General features: G+C 38.3%; 17 protein-coding genes and 5 tRNA genes. 6 read left to right on the forward strand and 16 right to left on the reverse strand.

Annotation, left to right across the window (positions count from 1 at the left end; translation table 11 throughout):
- Positions 1-127: 127 nt before the first annotated feature.
- Positions 128-625 carry a fasciclin domain-containing protein gene (locus tag ESZ26_RS01600; RefSeq protein WP_146797374.1) on the reverse strand — a complete coding sequence of 166 codons (498 nt, stop codon included), beginning with the start codon at positions 623-625 and terminating at the stop codon, positions 128-130.
- 356 nt (positions 626-981) lie between these two features.
- Between ESZ26_RS01600 and ESZ26_RS01605 the strand changes: the two genes are divergently transcribed.
- Positions 982-1,872, forward strand: coding sequence for a dienelactone hydrolase family protein (locus tag ESZ26_RS01605; protein WP_146797371.1), 891 nt, complete (start codon positions 982-984; stop codon positions 1,870-1,872).
- 103 nt (positions 1,873-1,975) lie between these two features.
- On the opposite strand, the gene ESZ26_RS01610 is transcribed toward ESZ26_RS01605, so the two are convergent.
- The gene (locus tag ESZ26_RS01610; protein ID WP_146797368.1) at positions 1,976-3,610 is read right to left on the reverse strand and encodes a M28 family metallopeptidase; all 1,635 of its coding nucleotides are present in this window, start codon (positions 3,608-3,610) and stop codon (positions 1,976-1,978) included.
- A gap of 255 nt (positions 3,611-3,865) precedes the next feature.
- Positions 3,866-5,053 (reverse strand): YbfB/YjiJ family MFS transporter, encoded by a 1,188-nt coding sequence (locus ESZ26_RS01615; RefSeq protein WP_146797365.1) that lies wholly within the window; start codon positions 5,051-5,053, stop codon positions 3,866-3,868.
- 304 nt (positions 5,054-5,357) lie between these two features.
- Between ESZ26_RS01615 and ESZ26_RS01620 the strand changes: the two genes are divergently transcribed.
- Positions 5,358-6,131, forward strand: coding sequence for a sulfite exporter TauE/SafE family protein (locus ESZ26_RS01620; protein ID WP_146797362.1), 774 nt, complete (start codon positions 5,358-5,360; stop codon positions 6,129-6,131).
- 179 nt (positions 6,132-6,310) lie between these two features.
- Here ESZ26_RS01620 and ESZ26_RS01625 read toward each other — a convergent pair whose 3' ends face one another.
- From ESZ26_RS01625 to ESZ26_RS01645, 5 genes are all read right to left on the reverse strand, one after another.
- Positions 6,311-6,958, reverse strand: a complete 648-nt coding sequence (locus ESZ26_RS01625; RefSeq protein WP_146797359.1) for a DsbA family oxidoreductase — start codon at positions 6,956-6,958, stop codon at positions 6,311-6,313.
- A 119-nt stretch (positions 6,959-7,077) separates the two neighbouring features.
- Positions 7,078-7,593, reverse strand: coding sequence for a DUF6436 domain-containing protein (locus ESZ26_RS01630; RefSeq protein ID WP_146797356.1), 516 nt, complete (start codon positions 7,591-7,593; stop codon positions 7,078-7,080).
- 4 nt (positions 7,594-7,597) lie between these two features.
- Entirely contained in the window at positions 7,598-9,064 is a 1,467-nt protein-coding gene (locus ESZ26_RS01635; protein ID WP_146797353.1) for a methyl-accepting chemotaxis protein, read from the reverse strand.
- A gap of 392 nt (positions 9,065-9,456) precedes the next feature.
- Positions 9,457-9,960, reverse strand: a complete 504-nt coding sequence (locus ESZ26_RS01640) for a TlpA family protein disulfide reductase (RefSeq protein ID WP_170246284.1) — start codon at positions 9,958-9,960, stop codon at positions 9,457-9,459.
- A gap of 74 nt (positions 9,961-10,034) precedes the next feature.
- The gene (locus ESZ26_RS01645; protein ID WP_146797347.1) at positions 10,035-10,484 is read right to left on the reverse strand and encodes a GyrI-like domain-containing protein; all 450 of its coding nucleotides are present in this window, start codon (positions 10,482-10,484) and stop codon (positions 10,035-10,037) included.
- A 287-nt stretch (positions 10,485-10,771) separates the two neighbouring features.
- On the opposite strand from ESZ26_RS01645, the gene ESZ26_RS01650 reads away from it, so the two are divergent.
- Positions 10,772-11,245 carry a DUF2947 domain-containing protein gene (locus tag ESZ26_RS01650; RefSeq protein ID WP_146797344.1) on the forward strand — a complete coding sequence of 158 codons (474 nt, stop codon included), beginning with the start codon at positions 10,772-10,774 and terminating at the stop codon, positions 11,243-11,245.
- 28 nt (positions 11,246-11,273) lie between these two features.
- Here the strand turns inward: ESZ26_RS01650 and ESZ26_RS01655 are convergent, their stop codons facing one another.
- From ESZ26_RS01655 to ESZ26_RS01665, 3 genes are all read right to left on the reverse strand, one after another.
- The gene (locus ESZ26_RS01655; RefSeq protein WP_146797342.1) at positions 11,274-12,332 is read right to left on the reverse strand and encodes an AI-2E family transporter; all 1,059 of its coding nucleotides are present in this window, start codon (positions 12,330-12,332) and stop codon (positions 11,274-11,276) included.
- A 108-nt stretch (positions 12,333-12,440) separates the two neighbouring features.
- Entirely contained in the window at positions 12,441-15,011 is a 2,571-nt protein-coding gene (locus tag ESZ26_RS01660) for an ABC transporter permease (protein ID WP_146797340.1), read from the reverse strand.
- Between the two features lie 2 nt (positions 15,012-15,013).
- Positions 15,014-15,748, reverse strand: a complete 735-nt coding sequence (locus ESZ26_RS01665) for an ABC transporter ATP-binding protein (protein ID WP_146797339.1) — start codon at positions 15,746-15,748, stop codon at positions 15,014-15,016.
- Between ESZ26_RS01665 and ESZ26_RS01670 the strand changes: the two genes are divergently transcribed.
- Complete coding sequence (locus tag ESZ26_RS01670) at positions 15,747-16,385, forward strand: arylesterase (RefSeq protein WP_146797337.1); 639 nt, start codon at positions 15,747-15,749, stop codon at positions 16,383-16,385. The two genes, ESZ26_RS01665 and ESZ26_RS01670, sit on opposite strands and share 2 nt — an antisense overlap.
- Before the next feature lies 1 nt (position 16,386).
- Positions 16,387-17,961 carry a cation:proton antiporter family protein gene (locus ESZ26_RS01675; protein ID WP_146797335.1) on the forward strand — a complete coding sequence of 525 codons (1,575 nt, stop codon included), beginning with the start codon at positions 16,387-16,389 and terminating at the stop codon, positions 17,959-17,961.
- A 374-nt stretch (positions 17,962-18,335) separates the two neighbouring features.
- Here the strand turns inward: ESZ26_RS01675 and ESZ26_RS01680 are convergent.
- From ESZ26_RS01680 to ESZ26_RS01700, 5 genes are all read right to left on the reverse strand, one after another.
- Positions 18,336-18,411 (reverse strand) — tRNA-Glu (locus ESZ26_RS01680).
- Between the two features lie 269 nt (positions 18,412-18,680).
- A tRNA-Glu gene (locus ESZ26_RS01685) sits at positions 18,681-18,756 on the reverse strand.
- A gap of 185 nt (positions 18,757-18,941) precedes the next feature.
- Positions 18,942-19,017 (reverse strand) — tRNA-Glu (locus ESZ26_RS01690).
- A 270-nt stretch (positions 19,018-19,287) separates the two neighbouring features.
- Positions 19,288-19,363 (reverse strand) — tRNA-Glu (locus ESZ26_RS01695).
- A 106-nt stretch (positions 19,364-19,469) separates the two neighbouring features.
- Positions 19,470-19,545 (reverse strand) — tRNA-Ala (locus tag ESZ26_RS01700).
- A 412-nt stretch (positions 19,546-19,957) separates the two neighbouring features.
- Between ESZ26_RS01700 and ESZ26_RS01705 the strand changes: the two genes are divergently transcribed.
- The gene (locus tag ESZ26_RS01705) at positions 19,958-20,866 is read left to right on the forward strand and encodes a gluconeogenesis factor YvcK family protein (protein WP_146797333.1); all 909 of its coding nucleotides are present in this window, start codon (positions 19,958-19,960) and stop codon (positions 20,864-20,866) included.
- Positions 20,867-20,944: the final 78 nt, after the last annotated feature.

The following is a 20,944-nucleotide window of genomic DNA, read 5'->3' on the forward strand; positions in this document are numbered from 1 at the left end:
CTTGATAAGCAGGTCAGATTAAAAATGTCATCACCTGCTTGGTGACAACAAAAAGCCAGCTAAACGCTGGCTTAATAATAGCTAACTAATAAGTATCAAGGATATTGGTGATACTTTGTAATAATAACTACTTAGGCATTAATACCGTATCAATGACATGTATCACACCATTACTTGCTTTGACGTCGGCCATGATGACTTTTGCATTGTTTATCATTACATTACCACCATCTACTTTAACCATTAACATTTGGCCTTGTAAGGTAGCAGCACTGTCTACTTTAACAACATCTGCAGCCATTACTTTTCCAGCTACAACGTGGTAAGTTAAAATTGATACCAGTTTATCTTTGTTTTCTGGTTTTAAGAGCATTTCAACCGTGCCGGCCGGTAACTTTGCAAAAGCCGCATCGGTTGGTGCAAATACAGTAAAAGGTCCTTTGCCTTTAAGCGTATCAACCAGTCCACCGGCTTTAACTGCAGCAACAAGGGTATTGAAAGAACCATTTGCAGCGGCTACATCAACAATGTCTTTTTTCATACCATGGTGTTCTGCATGAGAGCTTGCCATAAAAGCTAAGCTGGCAACCACGAGTAAACCTGTTGTAATAAATTTATTTAACATGTTAATTCCTATTTAATGGATTTTATTTGGTTTCGGCCTATATTTACGTACCAGTAAACAATTAAGATCAGTTTACTTAACATATTTATAATAAAACCGAAGAAAATGTAATCACATTAACCCTATTTACTAAGCAAATATTTCATCCTGTAGACTAAAGTTAAAGGTATATATCGTTAACATTATTATTCGCTCTTTGATAAGCCGTGGCGAAAATACAATAAAAGTTCATTGGCAAAGCCTAAGATTAACGACTAAACCATCAAGATTAAATAATTTTTATAAATTTTCGAAAACGCTTAAATAAAATACTTTATAAATATTTACGTTAATTAAACTTCATAAGTGAGATAAAAATGTCAAAAAAATCAACGAGTGATATTCCTCAAGAAGCATTTGACTGGTACGACGAATACGCTCATGGCGGTATAGATCGCAGAAGCTTTATGGCAAAATTAGCGACTTTAGTGGCGGTGGGATACTCAATGACAGCGCTAACATCAGCACTGCTTCCTAATTATGCCCTAGCCGAACAAGTTTCTTTTAATGATGATGAAATAAAAGCTACCTATAAGACTTTTGATTCGCCAGAGGGTTACGGTAAAGGCGTTGGCTATTTAGTCACACCCACCAATAAAACAGGTACCTTACCCGTGGTTTTGGTAATTCATGAAAATAGAGGATTAAACCCCTACGTAAAAGATGTCGCTCGGCGTTTAGCTAAAGTGGGCTATCTTGCCTTTGCTCCAGATGCTTTGTTCCCCTTAGGAGGATATCCTGGTAATGATGATGAAGGCAGAGCAATGCAAAAGACGATGGATGCTGCAAAAATTCAGCATGACTTTGTCGCAGCAGCAAAATTCATCAAAAAACATCACAGAAGTAACGGAAAACTTGGTGCTATTGGCTTTTGTTTTGGTGGCTATATGGTCAATTACTTAGCAGCAGTGGAGTCTGATTTAATTATTGCCGGCGTACCTTTTTATGGCACACCAGCCAAAAAAGAATTGCGCAAAAATATCAAGGCTTCGTTACTGATTCAATTGGCTGAGCTCGATGAAAGGGTTAATAACACTTGGCCTGAATATGAAAGTGATTTAAAAATGGCTAAAGCCCCCTATCAAATGCAGATCTATAAAAATGCGAAACATGGTTTTCATAATGACTCAACCGGTCGTTATGATAAAGAAAATGCCAAGCTTGCCTGGCATCGTACCCTCGCATTTTTTACTGAGAAATTGGGATGAAAAATCCGCTTAACAACACCTTGTAGGCTTGATCAGATAGATTAATGGCTTAAGCGAGCAAAGTTATCAGTAAACTGAAGCTATGTGCCCGCTTAGCTATATTTTAGCGTTTAAATTCTGATGTTTCACTCCACTTTGGCCAAACATTTTCTTTGGAAAGCTGATAGCCAATGTCAAAAAATGCCTGCATATCTTGTTCAGCGCCAGAGAGATCCCACGTTTGATTATATTCATCACAAGGATTATGGTAACACTTACCTAGACTTTCTTTTAGCTGGGCTCGCAATACTTTAGTCGCTTCATCAACAGCAGTTTCTCCCGTTTTTGCGTATAACGCTGGAATACCAATATTTGCAAAGGCAAAATGATCAGAACGATAATAGATACCAGCAGCAGGACGGGGATCCCCTGCAATGGTTCGATTTTGTTTCTTCGCTGCTACGCTAAGAAAGTTATCTAGCTCAGATTGTCCTAATCCATAGACAGAGACATCGCTACTTCGACCATTAACACCCAAAGCATCCATATTGATATTAGCAACCGTTTTAGCCGCTGGAATAATAGGATTAGCCGCGTAAAACTTAGAGCCTAATAACCCTTGTTCTTCAGCTGTTACCGCCATAATAGTAATTGAACGCGCTGGAGCAACCGGCAATTTAGCAAAAGCTTCCGCGACTTCAATAAGTGCCCCCGTGCCCGAGGCATTGTCGACAGCGCCATTATAAATTTGGTCACCGATTAAGCTGGTGTCTTTGCCTAAGTGATCCCAATGTGCGGTGTAAAGAATGTGCTCATCAGGAGTAGAGCTCCCCGGTAAAGTGGCGATAAAATTATAAGATACTGATTCTTTTACGGTGTTATTTACAGTAACCGAAGCCGTTAAGTCACCCATATCAAGATGATAACTTCCCTTGGCAGCATTAACTTTCGCTTGCTCGAAGTTTAAACCTGCCTGAGTAAATAACTCTTTGGCAACCTCGCTATTTACCCAACCTTCAACAGCAACACGGTCTTTATTCTTGTCTTCACGGACAAAGCCAAATTGAGGCCCAGACCAAGAGTGTTCAACCACCGACCAGTTGTATGATGCTGGCGCAGTTTCATGAATAATAATGGCACCTTCGGCGCCCTGTCGACTAGCCTCTTCATATTTATAGGTCCAGCGCCCGTAATAGGTCATCGCGTTACCATTAAATAGCGCAGCATCTTGAGTCGCAAAACCAGGATCGTTAACCAAGATAACGACAGTTTTACCTTTAACGTCTAAATCTTGGTAATCATTCCAGTTGTACTCAGGTGCGTTAATACCATAGCCAACAAAAACTAACGCTGAATCTTTAAGTTGTTCAAAGTTACTAATACGAGCAGAGCCCATTACCATGTCAGAACCATATTGATAGTCTTTACCACCAATTGACAATGTCATATCTGGCGATGCCTCAATTGATACCATAGGCACGGCTTGCAAGAAGCTGTCACCGTTACCCGGTATAAAACCTACTGCGCTTAATTGTTTTGTTAAGTAGTCAAGTGTAAGCGCTTCACCTTTACTTGATGGTGCACGCCCTTCAAACTCATCTGAGGCAAGTACTTTAATATGCTCAATAAGCTGCTCTTTATTAATGCTTTGGTAGCTCGCTGCAACGTCTGCTACGCTATTATTTTTGACAACATCATTATTGCCACAACCACTTATGAGCGCTAAGGAAAGTAAGGTTAAACCGATAGTATTTTTCATTTTTTATTCTTATATTGAGAATGACACTTTGATTATAAACGAGTATTGACTAGGTTAGATAGATTTAGTTGAAAAGTCATGGTTAGCAACGGCTTATCTAGCTGATAATGTATTTAGTAAATTAACTGATAGAAATAAGTAGGATCATCATTTTCACAATCATAATAATCAAATCAGTAATACAGCAAAGTGTTTTACTATCTTTTGTCGTTAAGCACCGTTACTCTTGCTCGGCAGGTAAGAGGAAACTAAAATCTACACCATAGATTGTTTTGCTTCTTTAAAGTTTAGCTTGGCGTAGGTGAGTAATAAAATTCCACAAGCAACAATAATTGCGGTTAAATATAAAGCGTAGTTATAGGTGGTAAATTGTTTAATAAGTGCCACACAATACAAGGGAGCAATAATTTGCCCAAGGCCATAAGCTGATGTAATTGCCCCCATAATAAAGACCGGATTTTTATTAGACAGCTGGCCAGCAAAATTCATAAACAAAGCAACTAAACCTATAAATGTCGCGCCAAAGAACAAACCACTGATAAGGTTCATCACAATATTACTCGAAAATGTAGGAATTAGAATACCAACAATCTGCAAGAGCATAGCTGCCATCATAATATTAATACTGCCAAAACGGTGTGCTAAACGCATCCATATAATACAAGATGGGATGCCAGCAACACCAACGGCTAACCATACATAACCGCCATATCCCGCTAGTCCGTCTAATGAATTGACGATATCAGGTAGGAATGTTGCTTGAACCACCATACCAACACCTTCGGTAAAGTAAGCCAAAATTAAGATGATAACCATAGGTGAAAAAAGCGACTTATCAAATTTATGTTTCACAACTTCATTGCTAGGTTGTTTATCAAACCGTAAAATATAAGCCGAATAACAAGATAAAAAAGCCCCGAGGATGGCTAATACTAGCCAAGCATCCTTCCAGTCGCCACCAAAGTAAAAGACCGCTCTCATCACTAGATCAGTAATCACAATTGAAAAACCTAAGCCACTAAAGTGTATGCCCATTGCCTTAGTCTTATTCGTGGCTTTTAGCTTTAACATGACTACAGCAGAGCCAACAACAAGCGCCATCGCCGCGCCAAACCCTGCAAATAAGCGAGCAATAATCCATAAGGTATTATTTTCGGTAATGCCTAAAACAAAAGAAGAAACCACACAAAGGCACAAGCCAAATCTAAAATACCTCACCTTGGCGTGTATATCTTTAATAAAAATAGAAAAAACAGAGCCAGTTAAATAGCCAAGATAATTGATTGATGCAAGCACACCAGCAAAAGCGATACTGATTGAATCTTCTAGCATAGTCGGTAACAGCGAAGTAAAAACAAAACGAGCGACACCAACCCCAACCACAAGGGCTAAGATACCGGCTAATAAAATTGAATGATTACTGTCTCGGTGAAACTGTGGCATGTCTGTCCAAAATATTTCTTTGCTATATCTTACACTGTATAACTAACGAGGGTAGATAAGTAAATCACCAATAATGATGAGTGCTATATAACATAGCCATATAGTGCATAATTAACACCGATTTTTTCTTGCTAATTTTATTACATCAAAAAAATGGGTGCTAATACAGTGATAATAATGAGTGGGATGAACGCGTTTTTGCGCAGCTAAATATTACCTTGCTGTGATCGACAATAGCCCAGTCCTATTTCGATAAATATGTTATCGTCTAGCCAATTTCATTCGCACAGGCTTATTATTTTTGATGTCATTTGAATTGGTTTTTTTATTCTTTGCCGGTTTTTTTGGCGGCGTACTTAACTCAATTGCAGGTGGTGGGAGTTTCATTACTTTTCCCGCACTTATTTTTGTTGGCATTCCTCCCATCATGGCAAATGCAAGCAACACTTTTGCCTCATGTGCCGGTTATATGAGTGGTACTTATGCCTTTCGAAAAGAGATTTCTGCCCATAAAGATCAATTGCCTCTGATTATAACAATCAGTTTAATCGGCGGTATTTTGGGGGCATGGTTGTTACTAAAAACACCTGAAGTACTGTTTCGTGAGGCTATTCCCTGGTTACTCTTATTTGCTAGTGTATTATTTATTTTTGGTGGCAAGATTAATGCAACACTTAAAAAAATGGCAGCCAATCACCAACATGCCTCATCAATAGGAGGCTTGCTACTGATAATTATTCTGTTAGGTGTTGCTACTTATGGTGGTTTTTTTAACGCCGGCTTAGGTATAATTACTCTTAGCTATCTAGCCTTAGCTGGTCACACTAATATCAATACTATGAATGGCTTAAAGCTCTTGGTGTCATCAACAGTGTCACTAATTGCTATCGCAGTGTTTATTTTTAATGATTTGATTGCCTGGTATGAAGGGACTATTGTGCTGTGTGGCACGTTAGCTGGAGGCTATATTGCCGCACATGTGTCTCGCCAACTGCCACAAGAAAAGGTCAGGTATTTTGTTATTATCGCGAGTATTATAACCACCCTATATTTCTTTTTTGACAGTTATGCAAACTAACCTTTAAATAAGCTTTTACGGCTAACAAGACAACCTAAGTGCGTCCAAATTAGTACCTTGTAAAATCAATAATGCCAAAGGCAAACCGCTTAAATGCCTTATCAGCGCTCATTTGTAAACGGTTGCCAGAACATCCCCATAAACTTATCGAATCAGTAAATAAACATTCTCTTGAAGGCCTAACTCTCTTTAGCTATTTCACGCAACGCTTGTTCAAAAACATCCGGTGGCTGACCACCACTGATCAAATGTTTATCATTGACTATCACTGCTGGTACTGAGCTTATGCCCATCGCTTGATAGTGACGCTGCAAAGCACGAACCTCTTCTTCATATTCATTTGACGCCAATATATGTTGCGCTTTTTCTCTATCTAAACCGACGTTTTGCGATACAGCAAGTAGCTTTTGATGATCACTGGGATCGCCACTATCTTTAAAATACAAGTCAAACAAGGCGAGTTTAAGTTCGGTTTGTTTATCATATTCTTTTGCCCAATGTAGCAACCGATGTGCATCAAATGTATTATAAATTTGACCGCCACCACGGTTACCAAACTCATAACCAAGCGCTAAGCCGCGTTGCTTGATCATCAGTCTATTTTGCTCACCTTGTTCAATACTAATACCGTATTTTTCAGTAAGGTGTTCGGTAATATCCTGACCTTCTTTTGGCATATCGGGATTGAGTTCAAACGGTTGCCAAGTAATATCCACTGAAATATCAGCCGCAAGTTTTATTAATGCTTGATTTAAAGACTGGTAACCAATAATACACCAGGGGCAGGAAACGTCGGAGACTATGTCTAACTTAAGGTGTTTACTCATATTTTTTCACTTGAAATTCGTTGGTGACATCAGTTTTTTCAGTGTTTAAGTCGAAATAAATCCCCTAAATCTAAAAAATGGTCACAAAAATGGTTAGCTAGAGATTAACATAAAATGATTTACCCTATTAATACATTACAATAACAACCTTTCGCTTCCTTAACGACTATATTAGCTGTATATCCTTTTAGGTAGTTATTTAACATAGTTTGAGCATAGCCTGCTGTTTGCGAGCAAGCTAAACCTTGGCCATAAGGAACAAAATAAACAACATCTCCTGATTCATCTATTAATGCTACAGAGGGTGTTGAGGGGATAATGTTGTGTTCATTAATGACAACATTTTTTATTACAAAATTATTAGCACCCGCCAATTTATTGAGGTTTTCAATATGCTTTTCACTGTACTGTTGGCATTCACAACTAGGTGTAGAGAAGTGCAATAGTGTATTTTGACCAAGCCTATTCACTGGCTTGGCATAGGGTAACAAATAACCTGATAGCTGCTGATACTCTATACCCGCTAATTTATTACTCTCATCGAAATCGACAAGCCTATCTTTTATAAGGTAACCAAATGCAGATAGCGTAAAAGCTATCCACACCGTAAGTACACCTAACTGAAGTTTTGTCATTACCTTATTTGAAACGGGCAATATTAAGTGCCATAGCACTTGAAGTAACACTCACACTATTAGCCTCTAGTGCTAATGCTTCAACTCTCTCTCTGTCTATTAAAGCTGTATCTCTTAACGTTTCGGCACTTTTTGCTATATCAGCAGTGGTTACTGATTGCTGTTCAACCGCTGCGGCAACATTAATCGATATAGCGCTAGCATGCTCAACGAGTGCTGACGCTTGAGATATTTGTTTTTGGGCTTTATCTGCACTTTCAATAACCGATTGTACGATCCCGATACTGTGTGTCATCGAGTCTGTCGTTAACTTAGAGTAATTTTTTAACAAAGAAAGTGTTTGACCGATTTTGTCGGTGCTTTCTTTGGTGCGAGTTGCTAACGCACGCACTTCATCGGCGACAACAGCAAACCCTCGTCCTTGTTCTCCAGCTCTTGCGGCCTCTATTGCCGCATTTAGTGCTAATAAATTTGTTTGCTCAGCAATACCACTGATTTCAGATAATACTTTCGAAATGGCCTCTGTTGAGTTGGCGAGATCGTTAACCTGCTCACTGGTCTTTTCAAGTGCGGATGTTAAATCTTTGTTTTGATTATTGATGCTAATAATTTCTTCATTAGAGGCTTTCGTGTAATTGGTTGCTTCTTTCATCTGGTCGCTTAACTGGGTCGTTTCTTGCGCGATAGATGCTACTGTTACCGCCATTTCTTCGGCCGATGTCGCAATCACCTCGGTTTCTTGTTGACGCTGCGCTGTCGAATTTTCGAGTTCTGTTTTGGTGCTATTTAAGTTTTGTGAATTAGCATTCAATTCTATAACTTGCTCTTTGACACCTTGAATAACCTTTGATAACAAACCCAATAGCTCATTAAAGGACAATAAAGTTCTATTGTTATTGGCTGCTGCCTTGATGTTCAAGTCAATCGCATTGACATCAGCAGTTAATGCGGTCGCAACTAAAGATAACTCTTTACCTGCTTCACTTTCGACCTTCATGGAATGTGCGATATATCCGGCAATAATAGACTCAGCAATAGCGTAAACAGCATGTATTATCACAGTGGTAAAGACGAGTCTCCCTTCATCAAATATATAAACACCGGTATCATTTACCTGCAAGTAGTAAAAAGAAAGGTGGTGAACTGCAACAACAAGAATAGCGGTAATGAATACTCGCCAATCTTGAAAAATGATTAAAAAGGCTAACAGGATAAAAATTTCAAAATGGACTTCAATTAAGCCGTTTGCTTGGTGAATATGCAAGGCTGCAAATATCATCGCCGAAAGCGCTGAAACATGACCGGAGATAGCAGCATCTCCAGCTGTTTTATAAAAGTATATCGGCACTAATAAAGCGGGTAACCCGATTACAAATGCAGATAAGTATGAGTCGTAGATGAAAGCTAAGAGTAAACTTTCAGCAAATAACACACTAAAAAGGTAGGTAAATAATTTATTGTTTTTATTCATTTTTATCCCTTTATACAGACATAATCAACATCAGTTTTATCATGATTAACGTTCAAATCATTAATGCTTCCCTTAGCTTAATCGCAAATAAAAACCTAATACGTTCAGTTTCTATAACAAGCGATTTAAATCAAGATATGATAACTTTAGTTGAATAAAATTGACAAATCAACATGGTCAATAACTAAGTTAGAATAATTTAATGGCGATAAACTTAATGATGCCAATATCAATAATATATGGGTGATAACCAGCACAATATTTACCATTGTGCTCAGAAATTCGCTCAGACTTAATTTTATCAATGCTGTCAGATAAGCCCACCGTTCGAAACAAAACGGCGTCAGGGGATAAATCAATAGACTGACCTTACTGTTAAATATATCTGCGAGTTAACTTGAAAGTTCTTGATTCAAAATAGTGACAATTTTTTTTCTAGAGGAATCACCATAACCGACACTTTGATAGATGAGCGTACCCTTTCTGCCGACAATAAATAAATGAGGTATCCCTTCAACGCCAAATTTACTGCCTAAAAGCCCTCGTTTATCATGTGTTAATGTTAACGCTAATGCAGATAATTTGCGTTTAATATGTCGATACTGTTTACGGCTTTCTTTAAAATTTACCGCAATAACATTTATTTTTTCTTTACCTAGTCTAGCCTGAATATCTTCTAACATAGGTAGTTCCTTTAGGCAGGGAGCACACCAAGATGCCCAAAAAGAAATGATAACAATTTTTCCTTTATGGTCTGTTAAGTTAACGTCCAGACCTTCACTGTCTTCACCCAAGTAATTTGGTGGAATATCCCCTATTGCTAATTTTGACAGTGCACTAGCGTTGGGCACAGCTAACGTAAGTAGCAATATAAGTAAGCATTTTCGACTATTCAAGTTTATTGACTCCGTTCAAATCATCTCCCATTTAAGGAGGGGAATTATTGTTTAAATTAATATAGCAAGGCGAATTAACTCACTGCTATATGCACATCTATTTGATTTGCGTTTGGATAAAACTCAAAATCTGTCGAGTATTCTCTTTTATATTCAGCTTGTTCACTAGAAAAATAATGCCAAACCTCGGTCCAAGCATCGATTGCTATTTGAGGCATTTCTCCTTGATGAGTGAAGACGAGGTATTTACCTTCTGGGATAACAACTTGCTCTAAATTTATCTTTCTTGGCAGTAACTTACCATCAAAACCAGCAAGTACCGTAAATTCGCCGGTTTGATCAGACTGATAATTGGTATAGACACCATAGACCCTTTCACCGTTTCTATAATCGACTGGAACAGTTTTGTCAAAAGTCTGCCATAAAGTACCTATTTTTCCATTGTTAGGGTCCATTTCAGCGGCATTATTCGTTCTGGTAGCTATGCCATTAATCTTTTTCCCTGCAAAATATCTTATTTCCATTGCTTTACTCTCTTATTATAATGCCGAATGCCCGCTATGATGATTATGCTGATTTACCTTGCAAACCTTTGATAAAAGTAGGCGAATTTTATCTGCTACTGACGTTGTTAACAATAATATTACCTGATCACATATCTGAACACTGAAATATTTTTAAAAATAAGGCTTTTTATCTTAGTCGCGCATACCATGTAAAAAATAACCCGGCTTCAAGATAAAAACGCAACCATAATGGTGTATCATCTAGATACTTCTCCATACAACATCAAACCAACACTAGTGACTTCATGAATTATATTCCTTTAGATGACCTTAAGAATGCTTGGATTTTTAGACATAAAAGCTTGCCGATCAACGATAAAGATAAAACAAAAATAAAACCTATGGTTCAAGCACGAGCACAAGTTGTTTGGGATACCTTTATTAGCCGTCAAGTGGACCATCCTGATTTTTTCAAAAAAGGTGATTGGCCCTTTGAAGAAACAACTTGGCAGACAACGCTGGCCTGGGAAAGTATTTGGGATAGCGAGCAGGCAGAGTTGCCCACAGAAGTTATTGCTCATTTAGCATGGGACAATAATACCGTGGTTTATTTTTGTAGTGCTAAGAACAATGTTATTGAGACAACGTGGGCTGTTTTTCAACGTTGTTGGAAGAACTTTCTCTTTATGGATGATGGACCACTTCTTATTGGCAAAAAGCGTAAAGAAGCGGTGCAATTTTTATCTAATGGTCAGTGTAAACTGGGTTTAAAAAAGTAAAAACAGATGCGCTAAATTAAATTTAGGTTTAGCGCTCAACATGTTCAAGCTCGTTGATATCATCTTCACCTGATAATAAAATAGCAAACCAACGACCTTCTTCTGCGTTTTCTAAGCCAATTTTAATGATCATGGTTAATGGCACTGAAAGTAACATCCCCACGGAACCTAACAACCACCCCCAAAAGATTAATGACAGAAAAATAACCAAGGTTGATAGCCCTAAGCCTTTACCTAAATAACGGGGTTCAACAATATTTCCCATCACCATGTTAATGGTGACATACCCCAAGCCGATAAGGCCTGCCTCAGGAAGACTCAATTGCAATACTGCAAGCGACATTGCCGGAACTGCGGCGATAATGGAACCAATATTAGGAATATAGTTAAGCAGAAAAGCAAGTACCCCCCAAAGTAAGAAAAAGTCTAAGCCAAACGCCCAGAGCATTATTGACACGATAATACCGGTTGCAATACTCACTAAGGTTTTTATCGCTAAATAGTTATTTACCGAAGTAAGAAAGCGATCGATTTGCTTTAAGCGCATTTCGGGGTCCGCTAAGGCAAAATGTAATTTTTTAGGTAAAGACGATGCTTCAAAAAGCATAAAGATAACCGTGATGATAATAAGAAATAAATTAGCCATTACGCTGCCTAATCCACTCAGCATGTCTGCCGCTAAGCCCATTGCTGCTGCAGGGTCAAAGTATTCCATTAACAATGCTGATGATATTATAATATTTTTATCGGCTAACTGCTCTGTTACCCAAATAAACTGTACTCTTAATTGCTCGCGATATTCAGGTAGTTTAAGGGATAGTTCAGTGAGTGACTTTCCAACTAAACCCGCAAGAGATAAAGCAACAATAACAAACAAGGCTATCACTAAGAGTACTGCTACTACTTTTGGTATTTTATAACGGCTAGCGCGGGCAATAAGCGGGTTACAAATAATAGCAATGAAAACAGAAAGTAAAAAAGGCACCAAAATATTAGCCGCCGTTTTTATCCCTGCAAAAACAATAAACAGTGCTGCGGTGACTACCAGCATTTTTACTGCGCCGCCTGATTTTTCTATTAATCCCATAGTGCTAACTTTATCTTTTAAAAAACATTACTGTAATAATAACGATACCCGAAACTTAAATCTAGTATTGATAAACTTAAGTTTCGGTAAAGTCGAAGTAAACTGGGCTTACATTGTTCGACGGATCAAGGTCAAACTAGACATATTCAATAATCGCCAACAACTTAGCATGCCCATGATACCGACAAAACCCGCACCGGCAACGATACCCACTAACCAATAGCTGAAATGAAAGCTCGCAGACATTTCAAACACTTGCGTTTGCAAGAAAAACACCGCTATTTCCATCGCAATACTTGCCATTAACCCAGCAACAGCGCCAAGTGCAACAAACTCAAACAAGACACTGTTTCGCAGTAGTGAACCTTTTGCACCTAAGGTACGCAATATCGCTAACTCTCGCTCTCGCTCTTCCATACTTGCTTGCACTTGTGCAACCAACACTAGACTACCCGCTAAAATAACTAACACTAAAATAAGTTCAATCGCGATTGAAACCTGCTCAATCATGCTGGTCAGTTGTTTCATAATCGCACCAAAATCCATAATTGAAATCGTTGGATACTGGCTTAGAAAGCGATAAACTTCATTTTTTTGTTGGTCTGATATCATCCACGCCGAAATAGAAGTGGTTGCTATATCGATAACAGCGGCTTCATTGAAAATCATAATAAAGTTTAACTGTCGACTCTTCCAGTCAACATCGCGAATACTGGTAACCGGCACCGTAAACTCGTCAGTACCAATAGTAAAAGTTAATTCATCGCCAAGTTTAATATCTAAACGTTCAGCCATGCCCTTTTCCATAGAGACTTGCGGTAATGTCTCCTTTATTTGCCACCACTGCCCTTCGACAACTTCATTGGTTAAGGGCAATTGCTCTTGCCATGTTAGGCTTAATTCACGGCCAGCACCTTTACGCTCTTTCGGCTTATCTTGCTCTTCCTCCTTCGCTTCATCCGTTTCTGTAGTTGATGAACCTTTATCATCATCGTCAACACTGACTGTTTTTTCACCATTAATCGCGGATAAACGACCTCGAAAAATAGGATAAAATCCCTGATTATCGAGATTGAGTTCTTCAGCAAAAGCTTGCAGTGGTGCAATTTCTTCATTGGCAATATTAAGTAGATAATGATTAGGGGTGTTTTCAGGAAACTGTGCTTGCCATTCATCAATTATTGAACTTTTCATTACCGTTATCAGCAGTAATAACTGAATAGCAATGGTAAAACTAACTAATTGCACACTATTTTCATTGGCACGCCGTTTTAAGTTTGCTAAAGCCAAATGCCAAGCTTTACCCGCTTTAGCGCCAGCACTTCGACCCGCGCCCATAATTAATCGCCCTAACAGCAATAAAATACCTGAAACTAAAATGCCACCCAATAACAATGACAAGCTCATGATCAGATCGCGACTGAACAACATCAGCAGTGCAAAAAGTGCCAGTAAAGGAATAACTTGATGCCAACCAAAACGCGGTAATTTACTTTGGCTAAAACCGCGAATAACATCGAGCGGTTTAGTTGAAATTAATTCAGTGATCGGATGAATAGCAAAAGCAATCGCGCAAAGCAGGCCTGTTATTACTGCAGTAACAAATGGCTTAAACGTTAACTGACTTTCATCTAATGACAAATAGCTTTCTATAGCACTTACACCCGCAAGCATCAGCATATAACCAACAATAAGACCTACGATGATGCTAATTAAACTCAGTAAGCCCCAATGCAACATATATAATTTTTTTACGTGTGATGTTGAAGCGCCTAACGCTTTAAATACGGCAACCATAGGTTGATGGCGTTGCCCATATCGTCTACTTGCTACGGCAACAGCGACAGCAGCGAGTACAATACCTAACATACTGGCTAATGATAAAAATTTCTCTGAGCTATCTAAGACCTTTGATAAACGATTCTTCGCTGATTTAGCATCGTACCAATTTTGAGTTTCGTTAAGTTGCGGTTTTATCCATGTTTCAAATGTTTCAATATCATCGCGTTCTCCGGCAAATAAATATTGATAATAAACGCGACTACCTGGTTTTATTAACTGGGTTTTATCGATATCTTTAATATTAAAAAATATTGCGGGTCCAGCAACAAACATGCGATATGAACGGTCAGGGATCTCAACGATAACACCGGCAATAGTGAGCGGGAGAACACCCACTTCAATCGTACCACCAATTTTAACATTTAAACGACTGAGTATACTTTCTTCAACATAAGCTGTGCCTTGCTTCGGCGCACTAACAGAGGTCGGCACTTCTTGATCTAACGACATTTTAACCAGAAACTCGCCGCGCAAAGGATACTTTTCAGAAATAATATCAAGTTCAGATAACAGCATGTTATCGCCTGAAAACACCATAGAATCGAGTAATATTTTAGAAGCAACGTTCAGTGATAAACTGTCACTTTTATCAAGATATTCGGTCGGGATTGCTCGGCTCGAGCCCAGCACACGATCGGCCGCGATAGTATTAGCGCTGTTGGTGATAATGGCTTGTTTAATTTGTTCTGAAAAACCGGTTAATGAAAATACCGTGCCGACAGCGAGAACAATCGCTAAAAATATAATGGTTAATTCGCCGCGGCGAAACTCATGATGTAACAGACGTAATGATTGTTTAACCCAAGTCTTTGATGGTTTGATCCTTAATTCACTCATCGTTAACCTACTTTCATATGAGCAGGAAGTTCATCTTGATTGACATTATTGAGCTTAACTTCTTTTAGGACACCACTGTCCATTTCAACTTGACGCTGACAGCGCTGGGCTAATTTGGGATCGTGGGTAACCAAGACTAAGGTAGTGCCATGTTTTTCATTTAATTGAAAGAGTAGATCAGCAATGTGAACGCCTGTTTTGGTATCTAAATTCCCCGTGGGTTCGTCAGCAAATAATACATCGGGCTTAGTAATAAAAGCGCGAGCGATAGCAACCCGTTGTTGTTCACCACCCGATAATTGTGACGGATAGTGCTCAGCTCGTTCGCCCAGCCCTACAGCGTCGAGTAAGGCCAGTCCTTGCTGTTTCGCATCAGGTAGATTAGCCAATTCTGCGGGTAACATGACATTTTCAAGGGCAGTTAAACTACTAATTAATAAAAATTGCTGGAAAATAAATCCAACGTGATCTGCTCGTACTTGGCTACGTTGTTCTTCATTAAACTGGTGCAATGGGTGGTTTTTAAGATAAACTTCACCTGATGTAGGTAAATCTAAGCCAGCTAAGATAGATAACAAGGTTGTTTTACCTGAGCCTGATGAACCAACTATCGCTAAAGTTTCACCTGTATTGACCGTTAGGTTAACAGGTTGAAGTAGCTCAAGAGTTTTCTCTTCTAACTGCACAGATTTAGTTAACGCACTTACTTTTAATATGGCTTCGGAATTTGACTTCATGAATAAACATCCCATTTATATTTTATTTTTAAGCTTGATAGCTTTAATTTCTACATCTTTTTTGACATTGGCTAACCCTTCAGCCAAGCATGCTATTTTACTACTAGGTGATAGTGTTAGTGCAAGCTATGGAATGAAACAAAACCAAGGCTGGGTTCACCTATTAAATCAACAGTTAATTACGCAAAAAAGTACTTATAAGATCACTAATGCTAGCATTAGTGGTGAGACTACAACAGGCGGTTTATCAAGGTTACCGGGGATATTAGCCAAAGAAAAAGTGGATCATTTAGTGATAGAACTCGGTGGCAATGATGGCCTTAGAGGCTATGCGCCAACGAAAATTAAAAATAATTTGTTACAAATGATAAAGCTCGCTCAAGACAAAAAAATCCCCGTGACGCTCTATCAAATAAAAATCACGCCAAATTATGGGCCTCGCTATAATAAAATGTTTGAACAAGTTTTTATTGATGTTGCCACTGAAACTAACAGTAACTTGTTACCTTTTTTTGTTGAACCATTAGTCACCGATGCCAGTTTAATGCAAAAAGATGGCATTCACCCAAGCATTAAAGCTCAGCCTATTATTGCTGAATTTGTCGCTAAACAGTTTCAACAAATCATGGAAAATTAACATGGACTTTATTTGGATTTTATTTGCCTTCGGCTGTGGCATGGCGGCAAAATCATTTTCATTACCGCCTTCAATCGGTTATTTGTCTGCAGGGTTTTTATTAAATTTTTTAGGTTTTCAAGCAGACGACAGTATTAATACTTTAGCAAACTTAGGCATAACATTAATGTTATTTACTATTGGTTTAAAACTCAATGTTAAAGACTTATTAAAAAAAGAAGTTTGGTTAGGCAGTTTGTCTCATAGTGTCACTTGGGTATTGTTAGGCGCGCTGTTACTGAAATTATTCGCGCTTGCTGCTATTGGCTATTTTGCTGACTTATCTTTTTACACCTTAGGTTTAATTATTTTTGCCTTAAGCTTTAGTAGTACGGTTTGTGTGGTTAAGCTGATGGAAGATCACGGCGAAATGCGCACTCGTCACGGTAAATTAGCCGTGGGTATTTTAGTGATACAAGATATTGTCGCGGTAATATTTTTAGTGGTGGCGACCGGTAAATCTCCAACATTATGGGCTTTACTGCTGTTGAGCGCCTTTTTGATAAAACCGTTAATCAATAAACTTATCGACCAAGTAGGTCATGGCGAGCTTATTCCGCTAACCGGTTTTTTCTTAGCCTTTGGTGCCTATGAACTTTTTGAGTTAGTGAGTATTAAAGGCGATTTAGGCGCCCTGCTCGTTGGTATGTATTTAGCTTCGCACAGTAAAGCGAGTGAAATTAATAAATCGCTGATGGGCTTTAAAGACCTATTTTTAATTGGTTTTTTCTTATCTATTGGCTTTACCGCATTACCCACAATAGAAATGCTTGCTATGGCAGGTCTACTGACCTTACTTATCCCAGTAAAATTTTGTTTGTTCTTTTTCCTATTTACACAATTTAAATTACGTGGCAGAACCTCTTATTTAACCGCGCTAGCATTAAGTAACTTTAGTGAATTTGGTTTGATCATCGCTTCGCTATCAACAAAAAATGGCTGGTTAACCAATGATTGGTTGGTCATTTTATCTTTGGCTGTTTCTTTATCCTTTATTATTACCAATATCACTTATAACTATGCTCATCAGATTTTTACTCGACATAAATCGTTTATTTGTAAATACGAAAGAAAAAGTAAACTTAGCGAAGATAACTTCATACAACCTTGTGATGCACCTATCGTTGTTATTGGTATGGGACGTGTTGGTATGGGCGCTTATAAAGCTTTAGATAGCCAGGCTGCTGGTCAAGTATGGGGGTTAGATGCAGACCAAGGTAAAATCGCCTGGCTAAATGATAATAACGTGCAAGCATTTTGTGGTGATGCAGAGAACATAGATTTTTGGGAAAATATAGAAATAGAGAAACTAGAGTTAATCTTACTCGCTTTGCCACAAATTCAAGATATAAAAAATATAACCTTGCAATTAAGACATGCAAATTATCAGGGACAAATTGCGGCTATTGCACGATTTGATGATGAGCGCCAAGAAATTGAAACCTTTGGCGTAGATAAAGTATTTAACTTCTATACCGAGGCCGGTGTTGGTTTTGCTGAGGAGAGCTTAGCGATGATGAAACCCAATAAGCAGTAATACTCTGGCTTACTCTACAACTCAGGTCGCTAAATATTGAGAGCTAACAAGTAACAGGTATAAACTGTTACTTTGCTCTTACTATAACCTCTGGGATGATGAGCAAACTAATAACGTCGTCATATAACAAAATATACCTACCATCAACGCAAAAGGTAAAGCGCCTTAACAGACAAAACCTAGATAGGATAACACTTAGGTCACATTGTCTGTTCTAAGCTCAACAAAGTAACATTAGACAGCTTAGAATAGCCTTAAGGCAATGTTGTGATTGAAACATCAAATTTCAGGCATAAAAAAACCGACAATAGGTCGGTTTTTTTATATCACTTATAGCACTGACTCTTTAGTAAACTCGTTACATAAAAAATAAGTGGCATCCCTAAGGGGATTCGAACCCCTGTTACCGCCGTGAAAGGGCGGTGTCCTAGGCCTCTAGACGATAGGGACACTTAAACTCTATAACGGAATAAATTCCGTTGTTTCAGTGTTGAAGAGTCTTGAGCTTGTGAAAGCGAACGACCTACTCCAAATACTAAAACTATTCAGTAAGTGAACATTGAATAAACAAGGTTCAGCTACTTAGAAAAGCATCAAACAAGACTTTTATCTCGCTTTTATGATTGAAACGTTCTTCAATCAAAGGAAACAACAAGACCTAGTTTGTTATACCCTTTTTACTTATTTATTAACGTCCAATAAAGGAAATAAAAAATAAGTGGCATCCCTAAGGGGATTCGAACCCCTGTTACCGCCGTGAAAGGGCGGTGTCCTAGGCCTCTAGACGATAGGGACACTAAAACTATTGAGTAAATGAACATTGAATAAGCAAGGTTCAGCTACTTAGAAAAGCATCAAACAAGACTTTCATCTCGCTTTTATGATTGAAACGTTTTTCAACCAAAGGAAACAACAAGACCTAGTTTGTTATACCCTTTTTACTTATTCATTAACGTCCAATAAAGGAAATAAAAAATAAGTGGCATCCCTAAGGGGATTCGAACCCCTGTTACCGCCGTGAAAGGGCGGTGTCCTAGGCCTCTAGACGATAGGGACACTTAAACTCTATAACGGAATAAATTCCGTTGTTTCAGTGTTGGAGAGTCTTGAGCTTGCGAAAGCGAACGACCTACTCCAAATACTAAAACTATTTAGTAAGTGAACATTGAATAAACAAGGTTCAGCTACTTAGAAAAGCATCGGACAAGATTTACATCTTGTTTTTATCATTGAAAATATATTTCAACCAAAGGAGATAACAAGACCTAGTTTGTTATACCCTGTTTACTTATTTATCCACTTCCAATAAAGAAAACAAAAAATAAGTGGCATCCCTAAGGGGATTCGAACCCCTGTTACCGCCGTGAAAGGGCGGTGTCCTAGGCCTCTAGACGATAGGGACACAAATACTATCGTGAAAAGTAAACTTTTCTATTTTAAGTGATAAAAAAACACTTAAAACCAACATTGCTTAAATAAAGATTAACTTATTAAAACAACTTAAAACTTGGTGGAGCTATGCGGGATCGAACCGCAGACCTCTTCGCTGCCAGCGAAGCGCTCTCCCAGCTGAGCTATAGCCCCACTACAAATCAATAACATGGCCTAATATGCTACAAATTCATTGCCAAACAAATGATTAATCACTCGTTGAAAGCGAGGCGCATTCTAAGCACCCGTCCTAAAACTGTCAACTGTTATTTTAGATAAAAAGGTATTTTTTGCAAAGTTTTTAGTTAAGTGTTTACTTAAGCGTCAAGTTGACTATTTTTTGTTTAATCAGTGATTTATCAATACCAACTTTTTGAAAGCGCTTTCATTTATCTGCAATGAACCGATGTCACTAATGTTAAACGATTATTTATTTACCTGGTTATATTTATCAGCCAACTTTAGATAGTACATCTAGACAAGCTCAATGAATTAAGGGTTTATAGTTTCATTATGACCAGATTGGGGGTAAAGTTGTATTAAGATATAATAATAAGAATTTTTCATGCAGCTAGAAAAGCTAAATGTTGTCGCTATTGGTGGCGGACACGGTTTAGGTCGAGTGTTATCTACTCTTTCTTTTTTAAAGAAGCAGTTAACCGGCATAGTAACCACAACCGATAATGGTGGCTCTACTGGTCGCTTACGTAGACGAAGTAGCTCTATTGCTTGGGGCGATCTACGTAATTGCTTAACCTTACTTGTTGATGAGGATTCTGTTGGCAGTCAGTTGTTTGACTTTAGATTTGATGGCCAAGATGAACTCGGTGGTCACAACTTAGGTAATCTTATTTTATATGCGCTGGGGAAGCTACAATCTCGACCCCTTGATTCTATAAAGCTGGTTAGACGTTTATTAGGCGTTAGAACACCCTTGTATCCGATGTCAGAAACACCGACTGATTTAATGGCGTTTTATCCGAAAGGACGCTGTAAAGTCGGTGAGCTTTCAGTTGATAAAATGCCAATCATGCCAGAAAAATTATTGTTGGCTCCTTTGGTTAAAACTTTACCCTTATGTATTGAGTCAATAAGGTCTGCTGATTTGATTATCTTAGGTCCTGGGAGCTTTCTTACCAGCGTTATTCCACCACTGTTAGTGCGAGACATCACTAAAGCAATTCAAGCAAGCTCTGCTCATTGTGTGTTTATTGAGAATTTAGGCCCAGAAGACAGCCCCGCCGCTGCGCTTTCATTAGATGAGAAGCTCAATTGGATCAAAGAAAATATTGGCTGTTTACCTATTAACAGTGTGATTTGTCACGATGAAACAGTAACATCAACAATTTTACCTATTATTCACTGTGACCTTTCAGATGGTTCAGGCAGTCATTATCATGATAAAGAGAAACTGTTACAGGCATTAAAGCTTTGTATAAGTGGTATCGATAAACAAAACAGTATTTCTGCCTAGTTTTGACGTATCTGGATAAAAAGCCGTAAAATGATCGCTCATTTTACGGCTTTTTAGTTTTTAGTTTTTAGTTTTTAG

The organism is Colwellia hornerae, assembly GCF_007954355.1.
GTDB classification, from domain to species: domain Bacteria; phylum Pseudomonadota; class Gammaproteobacteria; order Enterobacterales; family Alteromonadaceae; genus Colwellia_A; species Colwellia_A hornerae.

Coding starts and splice junctions, on each gene's coding strand:
- ESZ26_RS01600 (WP_146797374.1), bottom strand. CDS start 625: ATGTTAAATAAATTTATTACAACAGGTTTACTCGTGGTTGCCAGCTTA.
- ESZ26_RS01605 (WP_146797371.1), top strand. CDS start 982: ATGTCAAAAAAATCAACGAGTGATATTCCTCAAGAAGCATTTGACTGG.
- ESZ26_RS01610 (WP_146797368.1), bottom strand. CDS start 3,610: ATGAAAAATACTATCGGTTTAACCTTACTTTCCTTAGCGCTCATAAGT.
- ESZ26_RS01615 (WP_146797365.1), bottom strand. CDS start 5,053: ATGCCACAGTTTCACCGAGACAGTAATCATTCAATTTTATTAGCCGGT.
- ESZ26_RS01620 (WP_146797362.1), top strand. CDS start 5,358: ATGTCATTTGAATTGGTTTTTTTATTCTTTGCCGGTTTTTTTGGCGGC.
- ESZ26_RS01625 (WP_146797359.1), bottom strand. CDS start 6,958: ATGAGTAAACACCTTAAGTTAGACATAGTCTCCGACGTTTCCTGCCCC.
- ESZ26_RS01630 (WP_146797356.1), bottom strand. CDS start 7,593: ATGACAAAACTTCAGTTAGGTGTACTTACGGTGTGGATAGCTTTTACG.
- ESZ26_RS01635 (WP_146797353.1), bottom strand. CDS start 9,064: ATGAATAAAAACAATAAATTATTTACCTACCTTTTTAGTGTGTTATTT.
- ESZ26_RS01645 (WP_146797347.1), bottom strand. CDS start 10,484: ATGGAAATAAGATATTTTGCAGGGAAAAAGATTAATGGCATAGCTACC.
- ESZ26_RS01650 (WP_146797344.1), top strand. CDS start 10,772: ATGAATTATATTCCTTTAGATGACCTTAAGAATGCTTGGATTTTTAGA.
- ESZ26_RS01655 (WP_146797342.1), bottom strand. CDS start 12,332: ATGGGATTAATAGAAAAATCAGGCGGCGCAGTAAAAATGCTGGTAGTC.
- ESZ26_RS01660 (WP_146797340.1), bottom strand. CDS start 15,011: ATGAGTGAATTAAGGATCAAACCATCAAAGACTTGGGTTAAACAATCA.
- ESZ26_RS01670 (WP_146797337.1), top strand. CDS start 15,747: ATGAATAAACATCCCATTTATATTTTATTTTTAAGCTTGATAGCTTTA.
- ESZ26_RS01665 (WP_146797339.1), bottom strand. CDS start 15,748: ATGAAGTCAAATTCCGAAGCCATATTAAAAGTAAGTGCGTTAACTAAA.
- ESZ26_RS01675 (WP_146797335.1), top strand. CDS start 16,387: ATGGACTTTATTTGGATTTTATTTGCCTTCGGCTGTGGCATGGCGGCA.
- ESZ26_RS01705 (WP_146797333.1), top strand. CDS start 19,958: ATGCAGCTAGAAAAGCTAAATGTTGTCGCTATTGGTGGCGGACACGGT.